Source organism: Aquiflexum sp. (genome assembly GCF_041749095.1).
Taxonomy (GTDB): Bacteria; Bacteroidota; Bacteroidia; order Cytophagales; family Cyclobacteriaceae; genus Aquiflexum.
This window is the reverse complement of record NZ_JBGTCA010000104.1, coordinates 1-25,553: the sequence shown is the minus strand read 5'-3', so window position 1 is coordinate 25,553 and position 25,553 is coordinate 1. Positions and strand designations below refer to the sequence as shown.

Here is a 25,553-nt window from a genome sequence, read left to right as displayed (position 1 = left end):
GAGGCATAATTTATTCGGAAATAATGGATGTTAACTATGCCTTTGATAGTAAGCTGAAACTAGGTGATAAAATCGAGCCCTATATTTTTACGGTAACCCGTCAAGAACCAAACAATGAAGTCAGAGTATTACTTGGGCCTCACAGAGAAGGGGGCCATAGAATGTCGGGAGATGGTTATGTTGCCAGTTCCAATGGCAAAAACTTCAGTATTTTTATAAAAACCTATGGACAGGGACCAATAGGCAGAAGAGAATATGCCAAGTTTTGGATAATTTCGGGGGTAATTGAAGGCGATAAAATCCATAATCTTGAGTATGGCTATATGGTAGAAGAAAATAATGGAGTGGGTTTTATTGACAATTTAGGGGCCCATGTCATTGTTGATAAAAAGGATGGGAGATGGTCACCTTCATGATGAATTTTGATTTTTTGGGATTTATTCCAGTAGTCAATAACAGAGATTATATTTATCCTGCTATAGATTTGGATTTGAAAGCTTGAATTACATTTTTGTATTCAATCGTGGTATTGTTTAGATTTAGAAAAACAAAAAATAAATATTTAAGATTTTATACTTTGAGTTTCAAAATACACTGCATATGAAATTTATAAAAATGATTTTTGCGACTTTTTTCATTGTACACATTCTTTCCCCCACCCACCTTTCCAATGCCTGCACCCGTGTAGTCTATCAAGGTCCCAATGGAAATATCATTACAGCCAGGTCCATGGATTGGAAGGATGAAATCCCTGCGGATATTTGGTTGTTTCCAAGAGGTATGAACAGAAATGGTGCAGTGGGTCCAAATTCAGTGAATTGGAAATCCAAGTATGGCAGTGTGGTGACCAGTGCATTTGACATCAGCAGTACCGATGGGATGAATGAAAAAGGCTTGGTGGCCAATTTGCTTTGGTTGGCAGAATCCTCGTATCCCGAATACAATGGCAAAGGTAAAGGGCTTTCGATAGCAGCTTGGGTGCAATACATGTTGGATAATTTTGCCACCGTGGCTGAGGCAGTAGCAGCAATGGAAAATAGGGATTTTGATGTCGTCTCTGCCAATATTCCGGGAACAGCAAGATTTGCAACTTTGCATTTATCCATTTCAGATGCTAATGGCGATAATGCTATTTTTGAATATATAGACGGAAAAATGCGGATCCATCATGACAAATCATATACAGTGATGACCAACTCTCCGATTTTTGATCAACAATTGGCATTGAATGCTTACTGGAAATCCATTGGAGGCCTGAATATGCTTCCTGGGACCAATAGGGCTGCAGATCGGTTTGCAAGGGCTTTTTTTTATATCAATGCCATTCCCCAGACCGATGATATGAGGGTTTCGGTCGCATCGGTTTTTTCGGTAATCAGAAACTGTTCGGTTCCTTTCGGTATTTCTTCAGAGGAGGAACCCAATATATCATCCACAAGATGGAGGTCTGTTTCTGACCAAAAAAACCTGGCCTATTATTTTGAAACAGCCCTGACACCCAATACCTTTTGGGTGGATATTAGCAAAGTTGATTTTTCCGAAAAGGCTACAGTCAAAAAGTTGAGTGTGTCTAATCATGAGACTTATGCAGGAAATACCAATAAACTGTTTAAGACAGCAAAACCGTTTGAATTTGCGGGGATTTGAATTCGTGGTAGGAGAGATCTATTTAACTTTGTTATCAATCTGATAAATAATTAAATTGGGACATGAGTTTATTAAAATTCAATAAATATAGAAAACATGAGTATAGGTGAATTGCAATTGAAATTACATGAGGCCATAGATTCAATAACTGATAGGTCAAAATTGGAGGTGCTTAACAAATTATTGACTTCAGATAAAGGACCATTTTCTCAAATGTCTCATAAAGAATATATTGAAGCAATAGAAAAAAGCCTTCAACAAATAAAAGATGGACATTTTGTGTCTGTTGAAGATTTGGAAAAAGAATCAGATACTTGGTGAAAGCGATAAAAAGAAAGAAAATCATTTGGTCAAAAAAAGCCGTGGAATCTTTGAAGTACTATCACGATTTCATTAAAAAGGATTCACCTTTTGCAGCAGCCAAAGTAAAAAAAGAAATCATAAATGCTAGCAAGAGTTTAGCCATTGATCCAGAGAAGCACCAACTAGATGAATTTTTTCCAAATAATCCGGGTAATGTCAGGAGATTTTTCAGATGGAGTTATAGAATTGTTTATCAAGTTAATAGTGACTCAATTGATATTTTGAATGTAATCCATACCAGTCAAAACCCTGTAAAATAAATCATTTGCAATATTTAGAATATTTTGGCACTCTAAATTTCTTTAGTCTAAGAGCTTAAGTTTCATAAAAAATTTAAATAAGTAATTTTTCTTAACCTATTTTTTATAATTTAGCCCAATCCAAAATTTAACTATGAAATCGAGCATGACATCAGCATCCCAAAAAGGGATAAAAATGAATCATGCGAGATTCCATGTGACTTTTTTAAACAAATTATAAACACATGAAAAGAAGAAATTTTCTATCCGGTCTGGCATTGGGTTCCGGTGCCTTGGTCATATCTCCATTTCAGCAACTATCCGCAAAAGACGGTTTGTCCCGAAAAGTAGCTGTATCCGAAAATCATAGACACTATCAGGCTGATGTTATTATTGCCGGAGGAGGTCTTGGTGGCTGTGCCTCGGCTTTGGCAGCTTTACGGAACGGACTTTCAGTGGTAATGACCGAAGAGACGGATTGGATAGGAGGACAGATTACCCAACAGGGTGTGCCACCTGACGAACATCCTTGGATTGAGACCCATGGGGCACCGGAATCCTATCGGTATTTTAGAACTGCCGTCAGGGAATATTATAGAAACAATTATCCATTGACTGAGGAAGCTGCTGCCAATGAATTTTTGAATCCGGGCGATGGTTCCGTTTCCCGACTCTGCCATGAACCAAAAGTGGCTTTGGCAGTTTTGCATGCGATGCTTGCTCCTTTTGAGAGTACCGGTAAATTGGTGCTATTGCTCAACTATCAGGTAAAGTCAGCAGATTGCCGAGGAAACAAGGTCAAGTCCTTAACAGCTAAATCGCTGCTTTCTGGTAATGAAATGTTGCTGACCGCACCATATTTCGTAGATGCCACAGAACTTGGGGACTTATTGCCATTGACCAAAACGGCTTATGTAACCGGCACAGAATCCAAAGCTCAAACAGGTGAACTGCATGCACCTGAAAAAGGAAATCCCGAAAACAACCAATCATTTACCGTCTGCTTTGCGATGGATTATATCAAAGGGGAGGACTGGACGATTCCTAAGCCTGCCGATTATGATTTCTGGAAAAATTATGTTCCTGACCTGACTCGTCCTTGGCCTGGCAAGATGTTGGCCATGCATTATTCCAACCCGCAGACACTGGCACCAAAGGCTTTGGGTTTTCACCCTGAAGGTTTACCCACTGGCGACCTGTTGAATCTTTGGTTGTATCGCAGGATTTTGAACAAAAACAATTTCACTCCCGGTCTATATTCAGGCGATATCAGCTTGGTCAATTGGCCACAAAATGATTATATCCCCGGCAATATTGTGGATGTCAGTGAAGCCGAATTCCAAAAGCATTTTAATGGCGGCAAACAATTGAGTTTATCCTTTTTGTATTGGTTGCAGAAAGAAGTAGCTAGACCTGATGGGGGAAAAGGTTGGCAAGGGCTTCGGCTTAGAAATGATATCATGGGTACCGAAGATGGCTTGGCCAAATACCCCTATGTAAGAGAATCAAGAAGGATAAAAGCACTTTTTACAGTTTTGGAAGAACATGTAGGCAAAGAGCAAAGGGCAAAGGTTTCAGGTTTATCAGGGGATGAATTGAAAGCAGCAACCTTTGATGACAGTGTAGGAATCGGCTATTACCATATTGACCTACATCCTAGTTCCAGAGGAGATAACTACATTGATTTCCCATCACTTCCCTTTCAGATTCCCTTGGGAGCTTTGATTCCCCAAAATATGGAAAACCTCCTTCCTGCCAACAAAAACATCGGTACAACGCATATTACCAATGGTTGCTACCGCCTGCATCCTGTAGAATGGAGTATAGGAGAAGCGGTGGGAATGTTGGTTCCTTTTGCACTGTCCAAAAATGTCAGCCCAAAAACTGTGAGAGAAGACAAAACCCTTTTAAGAGAATTTCAGGCAATGGTCAGAAGTCAAGGAGTGGAGACGGAGTGGGCTGAAAGATTTTAGATCGAAGATTTTAGATTTTAGTTTTGGGAAAGGAATAGATGAAGGTAAAAGGTGGAAGTACCAAGTACGATGAACAAAGTACCAAGTATAGGTTCAGGGTTTAAGTAACCTGATTCCTCGAAACCCAGTGATGGCCTTGATTAGACGATGTACTTCAGTGCAAGCATTGTTTCTTGATCCTGCATGACGGAAGCCGCTTTTCCCACACCCTCATAAATTAACCAGAGCCTCCGTTCCCCGAGCTCGCTGAGGGGATTTTACATTTATGTCATTGGTATATTCGGGGCAGGCTTTGTTTCTAATCTCCCCCTTCTAGCATCTCGTCACTCTTGTTTCTTGGTTCTTGTTTCTAACCTCTCGCTTCTCAAATTTAAAATCTCAAATTTACAATCTAAATTCCCACCCTCCTCAGTCGTTCCTTAAATAATCCACCGGATTGCTGGCGGCGGTTTTGAAGGATTGGTAGCTGACCGTCAGCCAAGCGATAAAGATAGAAATCAGCCCTGATCCTAGAATCATCAGGATATCGATATCAGTCCGGTAGGCGAAATTCTGCAACCAGAATTGGTTCATGATATAATAAGTCAAAGGTGCTGCAATGATAAAGGCCAACAATACAAGGATTGTAAAATCTTTACTCAATATGGTCACCAATTGTGGCATCGTTGCTCCTAAAGCTTTTCTAATGCTGATTTCCTTGGATCGTTGCTCGGTAGTGAAAGCAGCCAAACCAAACAATCCCAAGCAAGCAATACTGATGGCCAAAATGGTAAAGACCAAAATGATATTCCCCATTTTTTGTTCTGATCGGAACAGGGCATCAAAATTTGCATCTATAAAGGTGTATTCAAAAGCATTTCCATTGGAATGCTTTTTCCAAATACTTTCCAAAAGGGCAATTTTTTCACCCACATTTCCTGAATTGAGTTTGATGGCCATTTCGTAATTGGGTTCACCGCTCAAAGTCATGATAAGCGGCCTCACATTGTGGTGCAGACTTTGAAAATTAAAGTCTTCAATAACACCGATAACAGTCCTTTCCACCGGTTCATCATTGTCGCCCCAAAAGCCACTGATTTTCTGTCCATCCAATTCTGTCCATCCCATTTGACGAAAAGCAGTTTCATTGACGATGACTGCCGCAGAATCACTAAGGAAATCCCTTGAAAAAAATCTTCCCTGGGCCATATTGTATCCCATGGCATCCAAGTGCTCATGGTCCACAAAATAAAGGTTACATAAAAAATCCTGTTGGGTGTCCGTGGTTTTGAATACACTGTTCCAATCAATATTGGGAGGAAGTCTATTGGCAAAGCTGGCAGCTACGAAGTCGGGATATTGCAACACCTCATCTTTGAATGCTTTGGCATTTTTCTCTAAAGACATGGTATGCAACAAATTAATGACATTTTCTTTTTCAAAGCCAAGGTTTTTATTCTGTATGTACTGTAGTTGTTTATAAACAACCATACTGCTGATGATCAATGATATGGATACCAGAAATTGGAATATCACCAATCCATTTCTGAAAGTTGATCTTTTGGCTCCATTCCTGATTTTTCCCTTGAGTACATTGGCAGGATTAAAAGAAGTCAGGTAAAAGGCAGGGTAAGACCCGGCTATGATACCAATTAAAACTGCAAATAGTATCAATCCCAATGGGACAAGCGGGTTAAGGAATATCCATAAATCCAGACTTTTCCCGGCAAGATTGTTAAAAGGCCTTAGCAATATGATGATCAGTATGGTTGCGATAAGGGTTGAGATCAAGTTGTATAACACTGATTCTGAAAGGAACTGTCCTACTAGTCTTGATCGGATTGCCCCAACTGATTTTCTTACCCCGACTTCTTTTGCACGATTGGCAGATCGAGCTGTGGACAGGTTCATGAAGTTGATGCACGCGATAAAAATGATAAACAAGGCCACAGCACCGAATATGTATAGGTATTGGATATTTCCTGTTGGTTTGATTTCTTCCTGAAGGTTGGAATGAAGGTGGATATCAAGCATGGGTTGCATATAAAACCCTGCACTGTTTCCAGCTGCTTTGAATTGTTCCAAAGAAATTCCCATAAATTTCTCCAATTCCACACCGAAATATTTTGTAATAAAAACCTCCAATGCCTCCTGAACTTTGTTGGCATCAGCCCCCGGATGTATTTTGAAATAGGTATACAGGTTGGAACTTGACCATTGCTCATTTTTCATATAGCCCCAACTTTCTCCAGAAAGTAACATGTCAAAAGTGATATGGGAATTTTGAGGTGGGTCAGCTACCACAGCAGAGATTTCGCTTGCTCTTTTTTCAGCCCCACGCAGAATTATTTTTCCTATCGGATCTTCATCCCCAAAATACTTTTTGGCACCTGATTCGGTAATGACCAATTTGTCTGTGCCTTCAAGCGCCGTTTTTGGATTGCCCTGAAGGACCTTGAAAGTGAAAAAGTCAAAGAAATTAGGGTCTGAAACCATGATCCTTTCTTCAGTAAAAGTTTTGTCCTCGTACTGCATGGGCATGGTCCTGAAAATCCCAAAGCGGATTGCATCCTCAACTTCCGGAACTTCCTCCTTTAACGCTTGGGCCATGGGTGCAGGAGTCATGGCCACCTCAAAAGCATTGTCCTGCATCTGACCCTGCATATACACCCTGTAAATGCGTTCCCCATCTTTCTGGAATTTATCATAACTCAATTCATCTATGATATAGATGGAGATCAAAATACTGGCTGCTATACCGAGACTCAGTCCTAGGATATTGATGGCAGTATAGCCTTTTTGTCGGGCCATGATGCGCCAAGCGGTGATAAAATAGTTTTTGAGCATTTCTGTGATGGATTTTCAAATCCTTTCCAATACAAATGCCAATGAGAAATAATGCCTCCATTTAATGAAATAATGGGTTCGAATAAAATCACATGAACGGATTTGAACAATATTGGAACAGAGTCGGACAGTTCGAAAATGGCCTGTTTAAAAATAAATAAAAGATTATCCAAAGTGTCCCTCAAAATGCATCTCTTATCATTGATGTCAAAACAGATGAAGCAATCGATTTGAAATATTCCAATAGAGCAGGACCTTTTGCCATTATTGCCCCCGAACATCTATCCAAAACAAAATATACGACTGAAATCAAAGAGGGATTGCTGCAAGTAGAAGGGAATGCACTAAAAAAACCGATCCAACTAAATGATTTCGATATTTATTTTTACTTGGAATAGCATTGACCAATTTGCTATTATCATGGAAGTCATTTGACTGGCAGTCTAGCAGTTAACCATTTATGATACTTGGATTTAATCATTCCCATTCCAAATATCATGGGTGGTCTTCCATGTACCATCGCTTTGCCTTTCAAGGATATTGAGGTATTTGGATTCCGAATAGATTTTTTCTCCGCCTGATCTGGGGGTTATCCATACTTTGGCAAATCCTCTTCCATAGGCCAGGTCTCCATCAACCTTTACATCTTCATATCCGCTTTCCAGTTCTGTTTCAAATGCATCAAAAATAGACTGGTAGTATGCTTCAATGGCTATTTGACCTCTTTTTAACGGGAAATCAGGAGCCATTAAATTGGCATCTTCTGTAAAGTGTTTGGCAATTCCAGCTGCATTTCCGTCATTGAAAGCCTTTGCCCTTTCGGCGGATATGGCTGTGATCGTAGCAATATCTTCGCTTATGGTGTTTTTTTCTTTTGAATGGCAGGAAAACAAAATCATCCCCAATCCAACTGAAAATGCTATGATGTTAATTCTCATGATATCAATAATTAATTGGGAAGTTTTTTGACCTGAAACAAATCTAGGTCTGTTATATTTAACCAAAAAAGAAAATCGATAGAAATTTCAGTTTATGAAGAATAACCTAAAAGAAAAATTCAATAAAATCCCAGGTTTTTGGCATCCATATATTATCGGTGAACTCAACTAAAATTATGTCAAACTGGCGAAATTGAAAGGGGAATTCGTGTGGCACAGCCATCAAGAGGAAGATGAAATGTTTATGGTTATCAGCGGAACTTTGATGATGGATTTCAAGGATAGGGAGACGGTGACAACAGGACCGGGTGAGATTCTGATTGTTCCCAAAGGTGTGGAACATTTTCCTTGGACCCAGGATGGGGAAGAGGTTCATGTCATGTTGATAGAACCAAAATCGACCAAACATACCGGTGAAGTCATATCATCACAAACCGTTGAGAAATTAGATTGGATTTAAGGAGGTGTTTAGGACATGTTTTTTAAATGAAAAATTCACCTATCAACAAAATATGGTATTTTTAGATATGAAAGCTTTCTACTTGGTTAAAAATGGTGATGCTGATAAAGCATTCGAACTCCGCGATTTGAAGTTACCCGATCCTGCTGAGGATGAAGTTCTGATAAAAACAGAATCCTTTGGACTCAATTATGCAGATGTGATGGCCCGGCTTGGGCTATATAGAGAATGTCCGCCTTTGCCCACGGTGATTGGATATGAGGCTGTGGGGAGGGTGGAAAAAATCGGTGCATCAGTCAAAAGTGTTAAAGTTGGGAACAGGGTTTTGGCTTTCAGCAGGTTTGGCGGTTATGCCAGTCATATATTGACACCTGAATTGGCGGTTATCCCAATTGGAGATGAGGTGCATTCAGCCAAGGCCTTGGCTCTGTCAGTCCAGTATAGCACAGCTTGGTACGCATTGGAAGAATGCCTCAATCTGCATCCCGGCGACCATATACTGATCCATGCCGCTGCCGGCGGGGTAGGGACTGCCCTGATTCAGATGGCCAAAAGAAGAGGTTGTGTGATTGCGGGAACGGCCAGTACCCATAAGTTGGATTATCTTAAAGCTCAAGGAGTAGATCTTCCGATAGATTACAGAAATGAGGATTTTGAAAAAGTATTGGAGAAGGAGGGATGGAAGAAAAAACTTGACGCGGTTTTCGATCCTGTTGGAGGAATTTCTGTCCGGAAAGGAATGAACCTGCTCAATAGCGGCGGAAAAATGGTGGTCTATGGCGGTAGTAGCATGTCGTCTTCGAAAAGCTTTTTCCACAAACTCAGAGTTGCGGCAGGGTTTGGAATCTGGTCTCCTATACTTCTGATGATGCGATCAGTCAGTATTATAGGTGTGAATATGCTGAGAATAGCAGAGGATAAGCCTGCTTTGCTCCAACATTGTATGAAAGAAGTTTTGAAGCTTTATCAAGAAGGCATCTTTGATCCTGAGATAGGTGGAGAATATAGTTCGAATCAATTGGCTGAAGCCCATGAATATTTAGAGTCCCGGCAATCAATCGGAAAGATTGTGGTGCATTGGGAAAATGATTGACGCAAAATGAACAGTTCTCAAAAACTGATTTGGGTCAAAATCCTGCATACAGCCATTTGGGTTTTTTTCAATGTGGTGATTTTTTACCTGCTGTATGCGGTTATTGTCAACAAGATAGATAAATGGGTGTGGATTTGTCTAGGTCTTATTGTTTTGGAAGGACTTGTCCTATTGGTTTTTAAATCAATTTGCCCCGTAACCTTGGTTGCAAGGAAATATTCAGATTCCCAAGCCCATAATTTTGATATTTACCTGCCCAATTGGTTGGCAAAAAACAATAAGTTGGTATACACAACCATCGTAATTATCGCTGTGCTAATTTTGATATATCAGTTAATATGGAACAATTGAAACTTTTATAGCATTACCTCCTCGGAAATGGTTTGGTGATCCTCAACCTGACCATTTCTTTGATCGATTCTCCGGTCAATGCCAATGCACCAAAGGCAAGTAAAATATCTTTGATGATATGCAGATAGATGATTGAAACAGACGCATTTTGGGAAAAATCACTATATCCAACCAATATCGCAGAAGCCAAAAAAAACAGTATAGTTCCAACTCCCCCAATAGCTCCGGCTTTGGGATTTTTATAATGAAATAGAAGCAAAAATATCAATCCGAACAATAGCATTCCGACCAGCCCAGTCTGTATTTGTGCCAATTCCATTGATTTGATGTTTCCCAGAGTAAAAAATATAATGGAAGCCAGGTAAATGGCAATTCCTCCTCTTAATAACTGTTTTCCGATTTTTTCAATTTTCAAAAGATTGTCTATCATCATGTAATAAAGCTAACTATTCTTCACGGTTTATTCAATTTTGTATTATAAATCTTGTGTTTCCAGTTTTAATGCCTTTAGTAGATAGAATGTGTTTTGATTTTTTGATGAAACCCTATCTTCATTTAGCCTGTTTATAATATTACAGAATTATGAAAACGCTTGCTTTAGATACCAAAGAAACAAACGATACATCCCAATTGCTGAATATTTCAGCCTTTGGTCTGATGGTTATGGGCCTAGGCTTGTTTTTGATTTTGAACAGGTCATTGTCTAATTGGGGCATTTTAGTAAGTATGCCCATCTTCCTTGGACTGTTGATTTTTTTGTTCAAATTTTTTTGTTTTTCGATTCAAAAAAATCCGGTGAGATAAAACTCAAAGAAGAGGAAATCATCTTTAAACAAAATGGAAAAAAGAAAAACTTCCGGTTTTCAGGAATTTCAAAAATCAGGTTGATGCTGTTCAGTCAAACATATTCATTCCATAGAAATTTGTGGCCATTGAAAGAAGAGATCGGTCCCTACGAATCCAGTGAACTCAATTTCATACAAATCAAGCCTAAAAAAGGGAAAACGAAGTTGATCAGGTTTTACTTGGACAGCAAAGAAACAGAAAATGATTTATTGGATTTTCTGCATAAAAAATGCAGCCGTTATCAGGTGGGATTAAAGGTTCAATAGTACTTGAATTCAACTCCCCGGACATATCCGGAATTTTTCACTCTTTTTCAAAGACCAAGAAATGCTGTATATTCATAAATTGACCGTTTCGAGCCAATTTGTAACCATTGGCTGAAAGTTCTTTGGTAACCTGTTCCACCGTCATTTTGTGCAATGGTTTGATCCTGACTTTTGGGTCTTCTCCTCTGTATTCTATCAGTAATAATTTACCATCGGGTTTCAATGCTTTTTTGATTTCCTGCAATACTTCTTGGGGGTAAAGCAATTCATGGTACACGTCCACCATGATGGCCAAGTCAATGGCGTTTTCGGGCAGATTAGGTGATTTTTCGGTTCCTTTGATGGTCTTTACATTGTCAAAACCCAACTCCTTGCTTTTCTCCTTCAAGTATTTGATGGCCGGATCTTGGATTTCCACTGCATACACCAATCCATCAGGCACACATTTGGCAATACGAAAAGTATAATAGCCTGACCCCGCACCAATATCCGCAACTACACTACTTTCGTCGATAGGTAGGTTTTTAATGGCGAGTTCTGTGTTTTCTTCTTGGGGCCTTGTGGACCTTTCCAGCCAACTCATGCCCATAAAATTCATCACCTGCGAAATCTCCCTACCCATATAAACTTTTCCTGTTCCATCGCGGTCAGGAGATTTGTAAGAATAGACGGTCTCATCTGAAATCTCTTTTTGTGAATTCTGGGCATCACAATAAATCGACATCAGAAAAAAGCAAAGTAAAAGTGTAAACTTATTCATGATATTGGGATTTAAATGGGAAATTTTATACTGAATATAATTCAAAAACGAAGGGCATTCTATATTGTTTTGAGCGGAAGTGGACAATAACTGTACGGATACAGATTGAGTTCATTATAGAAACAACCCCTATATGCTAAATTGGGCATTTATTAGTTTGGCATCTTTTTGGGAAATGGAATATCAGCATCAAATCAATTTGATGTTTGCCCTTTTGAAAACTGAACCAACTATATGGACATTATGAATGTCCTTACTGCAAAAGAGGTAACATTTAATTTGAATTTGATGTCACACAGGAAGGATTGAAAATAATTGTATTCTTCCCCAAGGTCTGTTGCCTCGCATACCGAAACGTTCTTTTCCAGAGGTATTTTAGTTTAGTTGATAAACAACGCAAAGCCCCGATGATGTCGGGGCTTTGGTTTTTTCAATCTCTTTGTCCGCTGACGGTCAAAACTGTACGCCTTTTTTTCAAAACAATCTATAAATCACCCTTGTTTACATCATTTTTGAGCTTTTCACTTGTGGCACAAAAGTGGGAATACCATAACAGTCCTAAAGACCGATTGAAAACTGAACCAACTATTTTAAGATAAAGCAACAGACAATAAGGTTTGTTGCAAAAGGAGTTATTCAAATCAACAAAGAATGGATTAGAGATTCCAATTCTTAATCTTATCTGCCTGGCAGGTCTAAAACTCTTATTTCTTATGTCTTGTGTCTCACGTCTCACATCTTAAAAAAAATGTGGAAAAACTACTTTAAAGTCTCGTTCCGAAACCTGTCCAAGCGAAAACTATACACAGGTATCAATATCCTCGGGCTGACGATTGCTATCGTTAGTTTTTTGGCTATTTCCCTTTACATCAACCATGAGTTCAGCTATGATAAGATTTATTCGGATTATGACAGGATTTATAAATTCAATCAGGAATTCTCCTCAGGTGGGGAGACCCAACTCGTGGCTACTACTCCGTCCAGTTTGGCGCCTACCATCATGGAGGAAATTCCGGAAGTAGAAACAGCCACACTTATTTTTGATTTGAGCATCTTTTCTTCAGTAGTGGTCGATCATGATGGAGATATTCAGGAAGAGTCCAAATTTGCCTTTGCAGACAGTCATTTTTTTGAAGTATTTGACTTTGAACTGATTTCAGGTAATTCCAATCAGGTATTGACCGAACCCAATCAATTGGTTTTGACCGCTTCAACTGCCACAAGATATTTCAGGAATCCATTAACGGCTGTAGGGAAATCCCTTAAAGTGGATGGAGCAGAATATATTATTTCCGGTGTGATGGAGGATTTTCCATCCAACAGCCACTTGGATTTTGATTTCCTGGCATCTTTCAAAACCCACCGACACGGCAAAAATCCTGAATGGTCACCGGCCAATTATCTCACTTATGCCAAATTTAAAGAGGGTTCTGATTTGGGAATGATTTCATCCAAGTTGGAACAAATGGCAGATAAGTACTTGGGAGAGGCTATGAAAGCCTATGGATTTTCAGCGGTTTTTCTTTTTCAGCCTGTCTCCAGTATTCATTTGGGCAGCAAAGAATTACGATCGGTAAAGCCAACCTCTGATATCAAATATCTTTACATTTTCGGGGTTGTTGCTTTTCTGCTGATCATCATAGGCATCATCAATTATGTCAATTTAGCGACCGCTGAAGCCACAGAGCGGAACAAGGAAGTTGGTTTACGGAAAGTGTTGGGTGCCGAACGGATGCAGCTTTTTGGGCAGTTTATTTCCGAATCCTTTATCCTGACTTTCAGCGCATTGGTGTTGAGTATGTTGACACTTTATATTCTGATGCCTCAATTTGCTCATATTTCAGGAGTTCCTCTGGATTTGACCCTTTTGATGTCCCCAATCGGACTCCTGGTTTTAGTGGGGATTTTGGTGATCGTAGGAATAACTTCCGGCATCTATCCGGCCCTGATTTTATCAGGAATGGAGCCGTTGAAAGCTTTGGGGAAACAGATGCAGATACACAGAGGTGCATGGCTGAGAAAAGGGTTGGTAGTATTCCAGTTTTTTGTTTCCATAGGCCTGTTGATGGCTACCCTGATTGTCAAAAACCAACTGGATTTTATGCGGGAAACCAATTTGGGATATGACAGGGAAGAGGTGATTTCACTCACTTTGCACCACAATATGAAACCTTCTTATGAAAGTTTCAAAAATGAACTTATACGAACAGGAGCAGCACAGTCGGTCACCATGGCAGCGGATATGCCGATTTATATCAAAGCCGGCTATTCCATATTTCCCGGTGGGGACAATGAGCGTGAACTGATGGTGACAGGATATTCTGTCGATCATGATCTTGTAAAAACAATTGGATTGAAGGTGGTAGCAGGTCAGGATTTTACAGATATGGATATATCGAATTCAATAGCTTATAAGGAAGGAAAAGAACTGCCTGTCCTTGTGAATGAATCTGCTGTAAGAGAAATGGGTTGGGAGGTTGAAGATGCTGTAGGTAAGAAAATAGATTTCAATGGAAATGTATCTTATATCAAAGGAGTGGTCGGAGACTTCTATTTTAATTCCCTTCACCACCAAGTTGGCCCATTGACCATTTTTATTGATCCGGACCAGACCAATGTGATTATGGCCAAATTACCAAAAGGGAACCCAAGTGAATACCTTGCTTCGGTAGAAGACATTTGGAAAGGACTTTTTCCGACAAGACCATTCAATTACAAATTTGTCGATCAGGAATATGCCAGGATGTATAATTCCGAAGAGAAGATTGGAGGCATTTTCACCCTGTTTTCAGGGATTGCTATCTTCATTGCCTGTATGGGACTGTTTGGTTTGGTGTCTTATGTGGCCCTGAGAAGAACTAGGGAAATCAGCATCAGAAAAGTCCTTGGTGCGAAAGCAACTGATGTACTCAAAGTGCTCTCTGCTGATTTCTTTGTATTACTGGGGATATCAGCTGTGATGGCAGTTCTATTTGGAATTTGGTTTTCCGATCAATGGCTTGAAGGATTCGCAAACAAAACTGAGGTGTCGCCTTGGATATTCATCATGGCAATATTGGTCGTAGGTATCATTTCCTTCCTTACCATAGGCTACAGGACAATAAAGGTTTTTGTACAGGATCCGGTGAAGACATTGAAGGATGAGTAGGGGGGAAAGGATGAAGGAGAGAGGTGAGATCCAAGAACCAAGAACCAAGAGGCGAGAAAGATGTAGGCTTATAAGGACGGAAGACGGGAGACAGAAGGTTTTAGGAACCGTCATTGCGAGGAGCACTTCAGATGACTTTGATTTATGCAGAAACCTTTCGTGCGACGTGGCAATATCTGTCAGAAAGCACTAAGCAACATCCAAGTTTGGTAAACAAATTATGAAAAGCGAAACAACCAATAAACCCAAGGATTAACCCCAATTATTGGATAACCTTACAAAAATAGATACTTACAACAACCAAAAACAACTACCATGCTCCACAACTATCTTAAAATATTTATCCGAAATCTGAAGAAAAACCCTGCTTATATCCTGATCAATATTTTGGGATTGTCGGTTGGGATGGCTGCAAGTATCTTGATATTTCTCTTTGTCCAGCATGAACTCAGTTATGACAAATACCATGAGCATTCGGACAGGATTTACCGTGTTTCAAGGGCATGGTTCAATCCCGATGGAGAGACTAACCTTCATTTGGGACATGCGGCCCCACCTTTCGGACCATTATTGAAATCTGATTTTGAAGGTCAAATACAGGAAGCAGTAAGGCTGATGAATGTCAATGTTGTGGCAAAAGATGGAGCCAAAGTTTTTGAGGAAAAGAGATTCTTCTTTTCCGACCCTGAAGTGTTCAAAGTATTTTCATGGCCATTGTTGGAAGGGGACGCTGAAACTGCACTCACATTTCCTGATGGAATGGTCATCAGTAAAACCATGGCAGAAAAGTACTTTGGTACGCAGGATGCAGTAGGCAAATCATTGGAAATAATGATCGGATCGGAAGCAGTCAATATGCAGGTCAGAGGAGTTATGGAAGATGTGCCTGATAACTCTCACTTTAGAGCGGACTTTTTGGCATCGATGGAACCTGTAGTCGATTTTTATGGAGGCTACGAAAGTATGATGAAGAACTTTGGGAGCAACAATTTTGGAACTTACCTGCTTTTGGAACAGGGAGTAGATGTCAACGATTTGGAAGGACAGATTCCGGATTTTATTGATCGACATTTACCAAAGAGTTCCCAGGGTTTCTCCGCCTCTATGGGTACCAAATTGTTTTTGTGGCCTTTGACCGATATCCATTTACATTCAAACCTGGATTCCGAAATCGAACCTAACAGCAGTATTGAATATGTCTATATTTATAGTGCCATTGCCATTTTTATTCTCCTGATCGCCTGTATCAATTTCATGAATCTTGCCACCGCCCGTTCTGCCAAAAGAGCTTTGGAGGTGGGTTTACGAAAAGTATTGGGTGCCGATAGACAATTATTGGTTAGGCAGTTTATGGCAGAGACGATAGTGATGTCACTGATAGCTTTGATAGCTGCACTGTTGATAGCATATATATTCCTTCCAACTTTCAGCAATTTCACTGGGAAGTTACTCAGTTTGAATTTTTTCAGTCATCCTGAATATCTCATAGGATTGTTGGCACTGGTAGTTGTTGTAGGATTGTTGGCTGGAAGTTACCCATCTCTTTTCCTTTCAGGATTTCAACCTGTCAAAGTGTTGAAGGGAACCTATAAAATCGGTTCCATTCATGAAAAATTAAGGTCTTTTTTGGTGGTGGGTCAATTTGCAATTTCCGTGATTCTGATTGTCGCCGTGATGGTTGTTTTGAACCAACTGGATTTTATGAAAAACAAAGACCTGGGTTTTGACAAAGATGAAATAGTTGTACTTCCTGCTTATGATGAATTCATAGGAAATTATGAGATGATGCAGGAAAGACTGCTTCAGCAACCGGGGATTGAAAATGTGGCATTGGGAAGCAGGATTCCTTCGGGAAGACTGTTAGATGCACAAGGGGCACAGGCAGAAGTAAACGGTGAATTGTTGCCCATTGAAGTCAGAATAGCAGACATTCATGTCAGCCATTCATTTGTAGAGACGTTTGGGATGGAAATGGTTGCGGGCCGTGATTTTGATTTCAATATGGCAAGTGATTCAACAGAGGCTTTTATATTGAATGAATCTGCAATAAGGGCCATTGGTTGGTCCAGTGCAGAGGAGGCTATTAACAAGCCGTTCCAATATGGCATTAGAAGGGGATATGTAACAGGGATTGTTAAGGATTTTCATTTTGAATCCCTTCATCAGCCGATCAGTCCCATGGTATTCCTGATTCCAACCGACCGGTTCAATGAAGTAGCCATCAAAATCAAAGGTGAAAATAAAGAGGCCACCTTGGCATTTCTACAAGGAGAGTGGGTGGCCATGAAACCTGATTTTCCATTCAATTATTATTTGGTGTCTGATAGGTTTGAACAGCAATACGAGGCGGAAGAAAAGGTAGGTGCAGTATTCGGGTTCTTTGCCGGTTTGGCTATTTTGATCTCTGTATTGGGTTTATTTGGTCTTGCAGCCTATGCCACCGAACAGCGGACAAAAGAAATAGGCATCAGAAAAGTAATGGGGGCCAGTATCTGGAGTATCGTTTCGCTGTTGGGGATGGATTTCCTGAAACTGGTATTCTTCGGATTCCTGTTGGCCATCCCCATAGCCTGGTATGGCATGAACGGATGGCTGGACAATTTCGCTTACAGTGTCTCTGTATCCTGGGTAGTTTTCCTAATAGCCGGTTTCACGGCAACCTTAATTGCAGCCCTGACCGTCAGTTCCCAATCCATCCGCGCCGCCATGATCAATCCGGTGGATGCTTTTAAGGTGGAATAAGGAGGGGGCCGACCTTTGAGGTTTTTTTTTAACCTCGGGGGTCTTTTTTTTAACCACCGGGATTATTATGGAAATACAATTGAAATAAGGTAGAAATTCAGTAGAAATACAATTGAAATAGATAAACCAATTCTTGTGGTTTTGGGAAGGATTGCTAAATTTACTATTTTGGGAAAAAAGTTGAAATGGTTAATCAAATGTTTGAAAAAGCATTAATCGAAAACTTTGCTTTCCTTCCACCAAAGACATAGAAAGCATTAATAATGTATGGTTTAAGTTTTTAATTATTTGTTAACTTATACCATTGATTGAATAAGGATCAGGAAATCATGCTTCGGTAAATTTCCTGTTGCAAAAGGTTTTCAGGAGAATTAAAATAAGCCTGGAGAAGAGCTAACCCGATTAGTTCTAGCAATATTTTTAAAATTCATCATTCAATAAATAAGGATGAAAAAGTCCCTGTTTATTATTCTACTTATCCTTCTGGTATTTAAGGCCTATTCCCAGCACAATATTAACGGAATGGTCACTGACCAAAGCAATAACCCAATAGTTTTTGCCAATATTCTCTTGTTGAATCCCTCAGATTCCATGTTGATCAAAGGTGCCGTATCCGACAATGAAGGTGCATACAGGCTGGAAAATGTTCCGGAAGGAAAATACCTGTTGAATGGGTATATGATGGGTTATAGGAAGGTTTTTATACCGATAGTGATAAACGGACGGGATCTTGAGGCCCCTTTACTATCCTTAGAAGAAGAGTTGGAAGGCTTGGAGGAAGTGTTAGTGGAAGCTAAACGCCCATTGATCGAGCAGGATAATTTCAAGACTGTGGTCAATGTGGCCAATTGCATTGTGGCCACAGGCAGCACCGCCCTGGAAATATTGGAGAAAGCACCCGGAGTAAGGGTAGACCGGCAAAACGATGGCATCTCCCTCATGGGTCGGGATCAGGTGATGGTGCAGATCAACGGTAAACAGACCTACATGGCCATGGCTGATGTGGTGGCTCTTCTCAGGAGCATGCCCAGCGACAATATTGATAAAATTGAGCTGATTACCAATCCTTCGGCAAAGGAGGATGCCCAAGGCAACTCCGGGATCATTAACATCATCTTACAAAAGAATGACAATGTCGGCACAAATGGGTCGGCCTCTTTGACGGGAGGATCCGGTCGGTACGGAAGATCAAACGGAAGTTTACAGTTGAACCACCGAACCAAAAAAATGAATTTTTTTGGCAACATCAGTGGTCTTAATAATAGAAGTTATTGGGACTTTAACTTGTCCCGTGATCAGGCAGATGGTGAGCTCAGAAATCTGGTGGACCAGCATGCCTACATCAGGTTTAAGAGTAAAGGAGGGAATGCCAAAACCGGAATTGATTATTTTCCCAATGATAGAACCACCATAGGGATTGTGTGGACAGGCTTTTGGAATAATACCCTTGAAGAAAGCCCCGCCTTTACTACCTTCCGCAGGATGGAGTCAAATCCGCCTTATTTCCAACAGTTTACGGATAAGACACTTTCCAATGTTTCCTCAAACCACCTTGTTAACCTGAATTTCCAATACCAGTTCGCAAAAAGCGGGTCCATGCTTTCCGCGGATTTTGATAGGGGTATTTTCAACCGGGATTTTAGCAATGATCTTATTACTTCCACGCTGATTCCGGAAAATCCGGACACTGGTAGGGAGGGACTTTTCACGGAAATGCCCACTCAATTGGATATCCTCACTTTTAAAGTGGATTATCAGCAGCCCATCGGCAACTGGAAAATGGAGTCAGGATATAAAATGTCTGAGGTGAGGAGTGACAATAATATGACCTTGAGCAGGGGACCTATGGATGACATCCAAATTGACCCCTTGCTTTCCAACCATTTCCGGTATCTGGAAATCATAAATGCTTTATATGTGAGTTTCTCGGGCAGTCCCTTTGCGGATACCGAACTTCAGGTGGGCCTGAGGGCAGAGCACACCAAGTCCAATGCCCGTTCCTTGAATCTGAAAGAAGAAGTCCCAAGGGATTATCTGGACCTTTTCCCAACCTTCTTTATCTCAAGAGAAATTTCAGAGAAACAAAGGCTTTCCTTCAGTTATGGTTATAGAATTGTCCGGCCCAATTACCAGTCCCTTAACCCGGGCCGTTCATATTTGGATCCGTATGCTTTTCAACGTGGTAATCCTTTCCTTACTCCGGAATACACCCATACCCTGGAATTGAAGCATGCCTTTGACAACAAGATTTTCACGGCCTTGGGGGCTAATTATATTTCAGATATCATCATTCCCATATTGCAGCCAGTAGATCATCAGACTGCTGAACGCAACTTTCAAAACTTCGGCACCTCTCAGCTTTATAATCTCAACATCAGTTTCCCCATTGACATTATGAACAACTGGACTATGCAGACCACGCTTTTAGGGGTGTACAACGGTTTCCAATTTGTGTTTTTGGGTTCTCCCATGGAGGCAGAACAGTTTTCCGGTAGAATTAACGGGATGAATTCGATCATGATAGGCAAAGGTTGGTCTGCGGAAATAACAGGATGGCTGAGCGCTCCTACACGACAGGCTTTCATTACTACCCCATGGCTGGGTAGCCTGGATTTGGGACTTCAAAAATCTATTGGGGAAAACTGGAAGACAAAGTTAATTGCACAGGATATTTTTTACACCAACAGGTATGTGGGTGTGGGTACCACACCAGATTTTGTTCAGAATTACCATATCCTATTTGATTCACGAGTAGTCCTGCTTAATCTAAGTTATACCTTTGGCAATCAGCAACTGAAAAAGGCCAGGCAGCGCAAGACCGGAGCCGAGGAGGAAATGAAAAGGAGCAATTAACTAGAAAAATTAAATGAGGACTGGTAATTTTGCTTGGCAAATAAGGACGCTGTAAAATTTTCGACCGCTTGCGGACAAAACTGTCCGTGCAGTCGGCTAATAATAGACCTAAATACCTTATCTTTTGAGCGCAAGAAGGTTTTTATAGTGGCATGGAAGTGGAAGGCTGATTTTATATGCTCAAAAACTACTTCAAAATCGCACTGAGAAATCTGAAAAAGCGGAAGGCTTTTTCGATTATCAATATCCTCAGTTTGGCCTTGGGCCTGACAGGCGGAATTTTTATGTTGATCTATGCATTGGATGAATTTTCCTTTGATAATTTTCATACCAAAGCTGACCGTATTTACCGTGTCAATACTGTTTTTGTGGATCTGAAGTCCGGTTCGGAATCCTATAACAGTGACAATGGTTGGCCTGTGGGACAGGTCCTGGAAGCTGAATACCCTGAGATAGATAAGGTTGTCTATACCATTGGATGGCCGAGATATGAGGTGACTTCCGATCAGGAAAACCATAGCCCAAAGACGATCTACACCAACAAGAAATTTTTCGAAGTATTTTCCTTTGAAATCACAAAAGGAGATGTGAGTTCGACTTTGGAAAAACCTTATTTCGCGGTTATCACCGAGGATTTTGAAGCGAAATTGTTCAAAGGTGAGGATGGGGTCAACAAAGAATTTTTTATCGGGGACAGTATCCCTATCACTGTGGGTGCAGTAGTAAAAGATGTCCCACAGAATTCCCATATTCAGTTTGACCTTTTGCTCTCCCAAGCTACCTTCGATATCATGAGGGGAGTAACCGATTACACTGAAAACGGCTGGGGAAATATCAATATGGGCAACTACCTCCTGCTCAAAGAAGGGGTAGATCATGAGGCTTTTAAAGCAAAAGCAAAAAACGTCTATATGGACAAGGTGGGAGATCAGATGCGCTCTTGGGGTTCAGAAGCGTTACTTTATTTTGAACCTATGGAAGATGTTTATTTGAAATCCCAATCGGGAAACAGGTTTGGCACATTGGGAAGTATCGACCGGGTGTACATGGTCTTGGGAATTTGTCTTTTTACCATCTTGCTTGCCTGTATCAATTTCATCAATTTGTCCACGGCCCGCTCTGTGGACCGCTTCAAAGAGGTAGGCCTGAGAAAAGTGGTTGGTTCATCCAGAATGGCATTGATTACACAGTTTATGACAGAGGCATTTGTACTTACGGTAATTGGACTTTTGATTGCCCTGTTCCTGTCAAGCACGATGATGCCGGTATTCAATGAGTTGGTGGATAAAACCTATACCCTGGAAAGTCTCCTGAAACCTGAAATCCTGCTGGGAATAACTGCCCTGCTTTTGCTTATCAGCCTGTTGGCAGGATACTATCCTTCACTGCACCTTTCTGCCCTACAACCTGTGAAGATCCTGAAAGGGAAATTTACTCCCGGAAGTTCTGGGCTAAATTTGAGAAAGGCATTGGTTGTGTTCCAATTCTTTATTTCCGTTTCCCTGGCAATGGGGACTTTGGTCGTGCTCAATCAATTGGACTTTATGCAGCAGAAAGAATTGGGTTTTGCCAAAGATGAGATCTTGGTGATCAACGCTTCCAAGCTTTCCAAAAACCGTATAGAAAGCCTTAAAAATGAATTGGGGGATATTTCAGGTATTCAAAAGATTTCTTATTCCAACGGTATCCCCGGTAGGCCTGGATGGAGAGGACAGATAGCTTATCCCGAGGGAAGAGAGGCCGAAAACCCCGTTTCTTTAGAATACCTCTCTGTGGATGAGGATTACCTGAATACCCTTAATTTGGAAATGGTAGCAGGAAGATTTTTTGATCCCGAGAGAGAAACGGACCGGACAGAGGGCTTGGTGCTGAACGAAAGGGCTGTCAGGATATTCGGTTGGGACAGCCCCGAAGAAGCTTTAGGTAAGAAAATCGTATCGCCTTCCACCACTCCGCAGGGAACTGTCATAGGGGTGGTACGGGATTACCATCAATTGGGATTGCAGCAGGCCATCCATGGCATTGCCATGGATTGGGCGCCTGATTACTCCTATTGGTTGTCCCTGCGCTTTGACCCTGGGCAGACCACAGCCATTCTGGAAACACTGAATCAAAAATGGATAAGTGATTTTGCAGGAACTGATTTCAAATACTTCTTTCTGAATGAAGACTTCGAAAGACTGTATCAGGCAGAACTGCGTATGGCCAAGATGTTCAGGTTATTTGCGGGGCTTACCCTGTTGATTTCCCTGATCGGTCTGCTGGGTTTGGTTTCCTTTATGATAGAATCCAAGGCCAAGGAAATGAGTATCAGAAAAGTATTGGGTGCAGGGATACCACAATTAGTCTATACCTTGTCCAGGGAATTTATGCTTTTGGTGATCATTGCTTCTCTCTTGGCAGTCCCTGTGGCATGGTATTTCGGCAAAGAATGGCTGCAGAATTTTGCTTACCGCACAGAGATTGTTCCTATGGCAATGGCAGCAGTAGTTTTTGGAGCCCTGTTGGTCACTTTAGTGATGGTGGGTTTGCAGGCCTTAATGGCAGCGTATAGAAATACCGTGTTGGGGTTGAGGAGTGAGTAAAATAAACAGTTATTGTGTCCGATCTTTAAGGAGCTATATGATGGGAAACTGATATTTGTTGATATTCGCCTGCAGGCATGTCGGATATTTATGGATATTGGGACAGAATGGTAAAATTCTTGTTAGCTAGATAATAATGTTTATGGGAAGGAAAGTAATAACTACTTGAACTGAATAAGCAGAGAGATAAAAAGGGTGAATATTATTCTCCCTTTTTGCATTTTGTATTGCTAACTACCAATTAAAAGGACTTGCAGCTTATCAATTAGCAATTGCAACTATGAATTGGGTCATGTGGTTGGTAATGAAAGACGATAGAATATTTGACAACTAATAACATTTGCTGGGATTTAAAATTTTTTATAGACGGGTATTTACAATACTGTTGTAGATGGAGCCGAAGCTATAGCTCATACCTACTGACATCGAGATGCCAAAGCTTGTGGCCAATTGACGCTGAGATAGAAGGATATCTTCCAAAGACACATCTCCTTTTGGAAGGGACAATTGATCCCGAACAATGCCCAGTTCGGAAGAAAGATTGACAGAAAACCCCTTATATACTCTCCAAGCCAGATTACTGTCAAAGGAAATCCTATATTTTTCCAGATCGTGTAAAAATTGAGAACCTTCCAATTGGACCCTCAAAGATCCCCAGGGCTGTCGGATTCTTACCCCAAATTCCAAGGCATGGCCGGGGAGAGATTCTTCCATTTTCCCAAATATCGTTTCTTCCATATAGGTCCGCCTGTCAAATCCGGCACTGTAGGCGACGGTGACTTCTTTACGAAGAGCTTGTTTATAAGGAAATATGCTAAACTCTATAGCCGGTGCTACAGAAATACCCAAATCAATATTACTAAAGGTGGAGGAAACCACGTTGGTAAATAAACCTACTGACCAATGTTGATTGATGCTTTTTACGGCTCTTCCGCTGAATCCGTTTCTATGGAGGATACTCTCAATTACCTCTTCATTCCTTACAAAATCCCTTTTGTTATAATTGAAATAAGGCCTCAGGCGAATACGCCACTCTTCCGTAATATGCTCCGCAGAAAGTCCATATCTGAGGTCCAGGACACTTACACTTGTTTCTTTGGAGAAATCAATTCCTCCATATACTTCAAAAATCCAATTTTGCCACTTGTCTTCTTGTGGAGTTTGTTCTATTTCAACATCTGAAATGGAAACGAATAATTTATCTGCCATGGAAGTGTGTGCCACATAGGGCACTAAACCCAAAGTGATCTTGGTATTTAAACCTTCCCGTTCTTCATCTCTGGTATTGGTCTGCACGGAAATGTAGGTTAGTGTATTGTTGATTTCCAGAAAATCTTTCTTACCGATAAAAGAAAGTGTGAAGACACTTCCACCTCCTGCTGTTCCCTGCCTTGTTATAAACAGATGCAGTTGACCCAAGGTGGGGTCTCTTACATAATTGACGAAATTAACCTGTTGGCGAATATAATTATTGTCGCAGGTCTGACAGTCAAGAAAAACCGAGATGATATCCTGACTAGGTGCGTCCAGAGATTTTATATTAGTAGTATCCTGGTCGGTAATTTCCTTTAACGTCTGGGCAGAAAGTGGACCGAGATAGAATAAAAAAATCAACACTAAGAATAATCTGGTAATACTAAAACTTGTGAAATTAATGGTATTTTGTAATCGGAAGGCTTTAATAATGTATAGCATTATATGTGAAAATAGAAATAGGTTTGAGATCAGATTATTTCCCAAATAAGATCTTGAGAGAGAAATCGGAAGGCTTAGCATATATAAAAGACTTATTGATGTAAGTTGGTTCAAAGAAAACGAGTATAAATTGCATCATGTGGAAAATTCCCTATCATTCATTAGAGAAATTTCATAAAAGAGATATAGCAGAAAGAAAAATTTATATGATTATCCACTTTTTAATCAAACACCATAAAAAAATTTTTCCAATCCAATTGTAGTTACCTCGCTACTTAGGACACATGTGATTTATATACTTTCTTCTATTTTGAAATCAGTTGACTGTAAAATAGCAATCTAAATTACCTGACTACCATTGACCTAATTACCTTATTCATCCTTTAGGTTTTTTGGTATATTTAACGCCAATTGAAAAAACCTTATAACCTACAGCTATTTTATGAAAGCCATTGCCCATAACTCCCATCGATTAATTGCGATTTTGATAATAATTACGGTTGGGTTTTCATGTACCAAAAAGTCCCCTGAGGATCTCCGTATCAAACAATTGGATCAGGAAGAGGTCAAAAACCTTGCTTCCACGATTGAATCCATGGTCAGTCCAAAACTGGCAGATGGCTTAAGTCTTTCATTATGGGGAGTGGATTCTTTGATTTTTGACCCTATTTCTATTCAGGTGGATGACGAAGGTACGCTATATTACTCCAGAACCAACCGTCAGAAAGGATCTGAGTTTGACATCCGGGGCCATCAGGATTGGGAAAT

General features: G+C 40.5%; 21 protein-coding genes. 15 read left to right on the top strand and 6 right to left on the bottom strand.

Annotation, left to right across the window (positions count from 1 at the left end; genetic code table 11):
* From ACEW8O_RS05855 to ACEW8O_RS05835, 5 genes are all read left to right on the top strand, one after another.
* Positions 1-416: hypothetical protein (locus ACEW8O_RS05855; RefSeq protein WP_373493688.1), on the top strand; the 416-nt coding region annotated here is incomplete at its 5' end.
* A 184-nt stretch (positions 417-600) separates the two neighbouring features.
* On the top strand, positions 601-1,647 hold the full coding sequence (locus ACEW8O_RS05850; RefSeq protein WP_373493687.1) for a linear amide C-N hydrolase: 1,047 nt from the start codon (positions 601-603) through the stop codon (positions 1,645-1,647).
* Positions 1,648-1,743: 96 nt separating this feature from the next.
* Complete coding sequence (locus tag ACEW8O_RS05845; protein WP_373493686.1) at positions 1,744-1,968, top strand: hypothetical protein; 225 nt, start codon at positions 1,744-1,746, stop codon at positions 1,966-1,968.
* Positions 1,965-2,270 (top strand): type II toxin-antitoxin system RelE/ParE family toxin, encoded by a 306-nt coding sequence (locus tag ACEW8O_RS05840; RefSeq protein WP_373493685.1) that lies wholly within the window; start codon positions 1,965-1,967, stop codon positions 2,268-2,270. Before ACEW8O_RS05845 ends, ACEW8O_RS05840 begins: the two co-directional genes overlap by 4 nt.
* 224 nt (positions 2,271-2,494) lie before the next feature.
* Positions 2,495-4,222, top strand: a complete 1,728-nt coding sequence (locus ACEW8O_RS05835) for an FAD-dependent oxidoreductase (RefSeq protein ID WP_373493684.1) — start codon at positions 2,495-2,497, stop codon at positions 4,220-4,222.
* A gap of 408 nt (positions 4,223-4,630) precedes the next feature.
* Here the strand turns inward: ACEW8O_RS05835 and ACEW8O_RS05830 are convergent, their stop codons facing one another.
* Positions 4,631-7,048 carry an ABC transporter permease gene (locus tag ACEW8O_RS05830; protein ID WP_373493683.1) on the bottom strand — a complete coding sequence of 806 codons (2,418 nt, stop codon included), beginning with the start codon at positions 7,046-7,048 and terminating at the stop codon, positions 4,631-4,633.
* A gap of 230 nt (positions 7,049-7,278) precedes the next feature.
* On the opposite strand from ACEW8O_RS05830, the gene ACEW8O_RS05825 reads away from it, so the two are divergent.
* On the top strand, positions 7,279-7,446 hold the full coding sequence (locus ACEW8O_RS05825; RefSeq protein WP_373493682.1) for a hypothetical protein: 168 nt from the start codon (positions 7,279-7,281) through the stop codon (positions 7,444-7,446).
* Between the two features lie 75 nt (positions 7,447-7,521).
* On the opposite strand, the gene ACEW8O_RS05820 is transcribed toward ACEW8O_RS05825, so the two are convergent.
* On the bottom strand, positions 7,522-7,986 hold the full coding sequence (locus tag ACEW8O_RS05820; RefSeq protein ID WP_373493681.1) for an SgcJ/EcaC family oxidoreductase: 465 nt from the start codon (positions 7,984-7,986) through the stop codon (positions 7,522-7,524).
* A 193-nt stretch (positions 7,987-8,179) separates the two neighbouring features.
* Between ACEW8O_RS05820 and ACEW8O_RS05815 the strand changes: the two genes are divergently transcribed.
* The 3 genes from ACEW8O_RS05815 (at position 8,180) to ACEW8O_RS05805 (ending at position 9,890) form a co-directional block, all read left to right on the top strand.
* Positions 8,180-8,446, top strand: coding sequence for a cupin domain-containing protein (locus tag ACEW8O_RS05815; RefSeq protein WP_373493680.1), 267 nt, complete (start codon positions 8,180-8,182; stop codon positions 8,444-8,446).
* A 67-nt stretch (positions 8,447-8,513) separates the two neighbouring features.
* On the top strand, positions 8,514-9,539 hold the full coding sequence (locus ACEW8O_RS05810; protein WP_373493679.1) for a zinc-binding alcohol dehydrogenase family protein: 1,026 nt from the start codon (positions 8,514-8,516) through the stop codon (positions 9,537-9,539).
* A 6-nt stretch (positions 9,540-9,545) separates the two neighbouring features.
* Positions 9,546-9,890 (top strand): hypothetical protein, encoded by a 345-nt coding sequence (locus ACEW8O_RS05805; RefSeq protein WP_373493678.1) that lies wholly within the window; start codon positions 9,546-9,548, stop codon positions 9,888-9,890.
* Between the two features lie 13 nt (positions 9,891-9,903).
* On the opposite strand, the gene ACEW8O_RS05800 is transcribed toward ACEW8O_RS05805, so the two are convergent.
* Both ACEW8O_RS05800 and ACEW8O_RS05795 read right to left on the bottom strand, forming a co-directional pair.
* A complete protein-coding gene (locus tag ACEW8O_RS05800) occupies positions 9,904-10,323 on the bottom strand; it encodes a hypothetical protein (protein WP_373493677.1) in 420 nt (139 codons plus the stop codon).
* A gap of 139 nt (positions 10,324-10,462) precedes the next feature.
* The gene (locus ACEW8O_RS05795) at positions 10,463-10,654 is read right to left on the bottom strand and encodes a hypothetical protein (protein WP_373493676.1); all 192 of its coding nucleotides are present in this window, start codon (positions 10,652-10,654) and stop codon (positions 10,463-10,465) included.
* Between the two features lie 6 nt (positions 10,655-10,660).
* Between ACEW8O_RS05795 and ACEW8O_RS05790 the strand changes: the two genes are divergently transcribed.
* The gene (locus tag ACEW8O_RS05790; RefSeq protein ID WP_373493675.1) at positions 10,661-11,002 is read left to right on the top strand and encodes a hypothetical protein; all 342 of its coding nucleotides are present in this window, start codon (positions 10,661-10,663) and stop codon (positions 11,000-11,002) included.
* 37 nt (positions 11,003-11,039) lie between these two features.
* Here ACEW8O_RS05790 and ACEW8O_RS05785 read toward each other — a convergent pair whose 3' ends face one another.
* Positions 11,040-11,762, bottom strand: a complete 723-nt coding sequence (locus ACEW8O_RS05785) for a class I SAM-dependent methyltransferase (protein ID WP_373493674.1) — start codon at positions 11,760-11,762, stop codon at positions 11,040-11,042.
* A gap of 748 nt (positions 11,763-12,510) precedes the next feature.
* On the opposite strand from ACEW8O_RS05785, the gene ACEW8O_RS05780 reads away from it, so the two are divergent.
* The 4 genes from ACEW8O_RS05780 (at position 12,511) to ACEW8O_RS05765 (ending at position 23,090) form a co-directional block, all read left to right on the top strand.
* Positions 12,511-14,910, top strand: coding sequence for an ABC transporter permease (locus ACEW8O_RS05780; protein ID WP_373493673.1), 2,400 nt, complete (start codon positions 12,511-12,513; stop codon positions 14,908-14,910).
* A 315-nt stretch (positions 14,911-15,225) separates the two neighbouring features.
* The gene (locus ACEW8O_RS05775) at positions 15,226-17,652 is read left to right on the top strand and encodes an ABC transporter permease (protein ID WP_373493672.1); all 2,427 of its coding nucleotides are present in this window, start codon (positions 15,226-15,228) and stop codon (positions 17,650-17,652) included.
* A 447-nt stretch (positions 17,653-18,099) separates the two neighbouring features.
* Entirely contained in the window at positions 18,100-20,505 is a 2,406-nt protein-coding gene (locus ACEW8O_RS05770) for an outer membrane beta-barrel protein (RefSeq protein ID WP_373493671.1), read from the top strand.
* A gap of 176 nt (positions 20,506-20,681) precedes the next feature.
* Entirely contained in the window at positions 20,682-23,090 is a 2,409-nt protein-coding gene (locus tag ACEW8O_RS05765) for an ABC transporter permease (protein WP_373493670.1), read from the top strand.
* A 360-nt stretch (positions 23,091-23,450) separates the two neighbouring features.
* Here the strand turns inward: ACEW8O_RS05765 and ACEW8O_RS05760 are convergent, their stop codons facing one another.
* Entirely contained in the window at positions 23,451-24,707 is a 1,257-nt protein-coding gene (locus ACEW8O_RS05760) for a hypothetical protein (RefSeq protein WP_373493669.1), read from the bottom strand.
* 520 nt (positions 24,708-25,227) lie between these two features.
* Here ACEW8O_RS05760 and ACEW8O_RS05755 point away from each other — a divergent pair.
* A partial coding sequence (locus tag ACEW8O_RS05755) for a hypothetical protein (RefSeq protein WP_373493668.1) occupies positions 25,228-25,553 on the top strand: 326 nt, incomplete at its 3' end.

Excerpts from the sequence above, each read along its gene's own strand:
- ACEW8O_RS05785 (WP_373493674.1), bottom strand. The coding sequence starts at position 11,762 with ATGAATAAGTTTACACTTTTACTTTGCTTTTTTCTGATGTCGATTTAT.
- ACEW8O_RS05830 (WP_373493683.1), bottom strand. The coding sequence starts at position 7,048 with ATGCTCAAAAACTATTTTATCACCGCTTGGCGCATCATGGCCCGACAA.
- ACEW8O_RS05800 (WP_373493677.1), bottom strand. The coding sequence starts at position 10,323 with ATGATGATAGACAATCTTTTGAAAATTGAAAAAATCGGAAAACAGTTA.
- ACEW8O_RS05835 (WP_373493684.1), top strand. The coding sequence starts at position 2,495 with ATGAAAAGAAGAAATTTTCTATCCGGTCTGGCATTGGGTTCCGGTGCC.
- ACEW8O_RS05780 (WP_373493673.1), top strand. The coding sequence starts at position 12,511 with ATGTGGAAAAACTACTTTAAAGTCTCGTTCCGAAACCTGTCCAAGCGA.
- ACEW8O_RS05850 (WP_373493687.1), top strand. The coding sequence starts at position 601 with ATGAAATTTATAAAAATGATTTTTGCGACTTTTTTCATTGTACACATT.
- ACEW8O_RS05765 (WP_373493670.1), top strand. The coding sequence starts at position 20,682 with ATGCTCAAAAACTACTTCAAAATCGCACTGAGAAATCTGAAAAAGCGG.
- ACEW8O_RS05775 (WP_373493672.1), top strand. The coding sequence starts at position 15,226 with ATGCTCCACAACTATCTTAAAATATTTATCCGAAATCTGAAGAAAAAC.
- ACEW8O_RS05820 (WP_373493681.1), bottom strand. The coding sequence starts at position 7,986 with ATGAGAATTAACATCATAGCATTTTCAGTTGGATTGGGGATGATTTTG.
- ACEW8O_RS05805 (WP_373493678.1), top strand. The coding sequence starts at position 9,546 with ATGAACAGTTCTCAAAAACTGATTTGGGTCAAAATCCTGCATACAGCC.
- ACEW8O_RS05770 (WP_373493671.1), top strand. The coding sequence starts at position 18,100 with ATGAAAAAGTCCCTGTTTATTATTCTACTTATCCTTCTGGTATTTAAG.
- ACEW8O_RS05845 (WP_373493686.1), top strand. The coding sequence starts at position 1,744 with ATGAGTATAGGTGAATTGCAATTGAAATTACATGAGGCCATAGATTCA.
- ACEW8O_RS05810 (WP_373493679.1), top strand. The coding sequence starts at position 8,514 with ATGAAAGCTTTCTACTTGGTTAAAAATGGTGATGCTGATAAAGCATTC.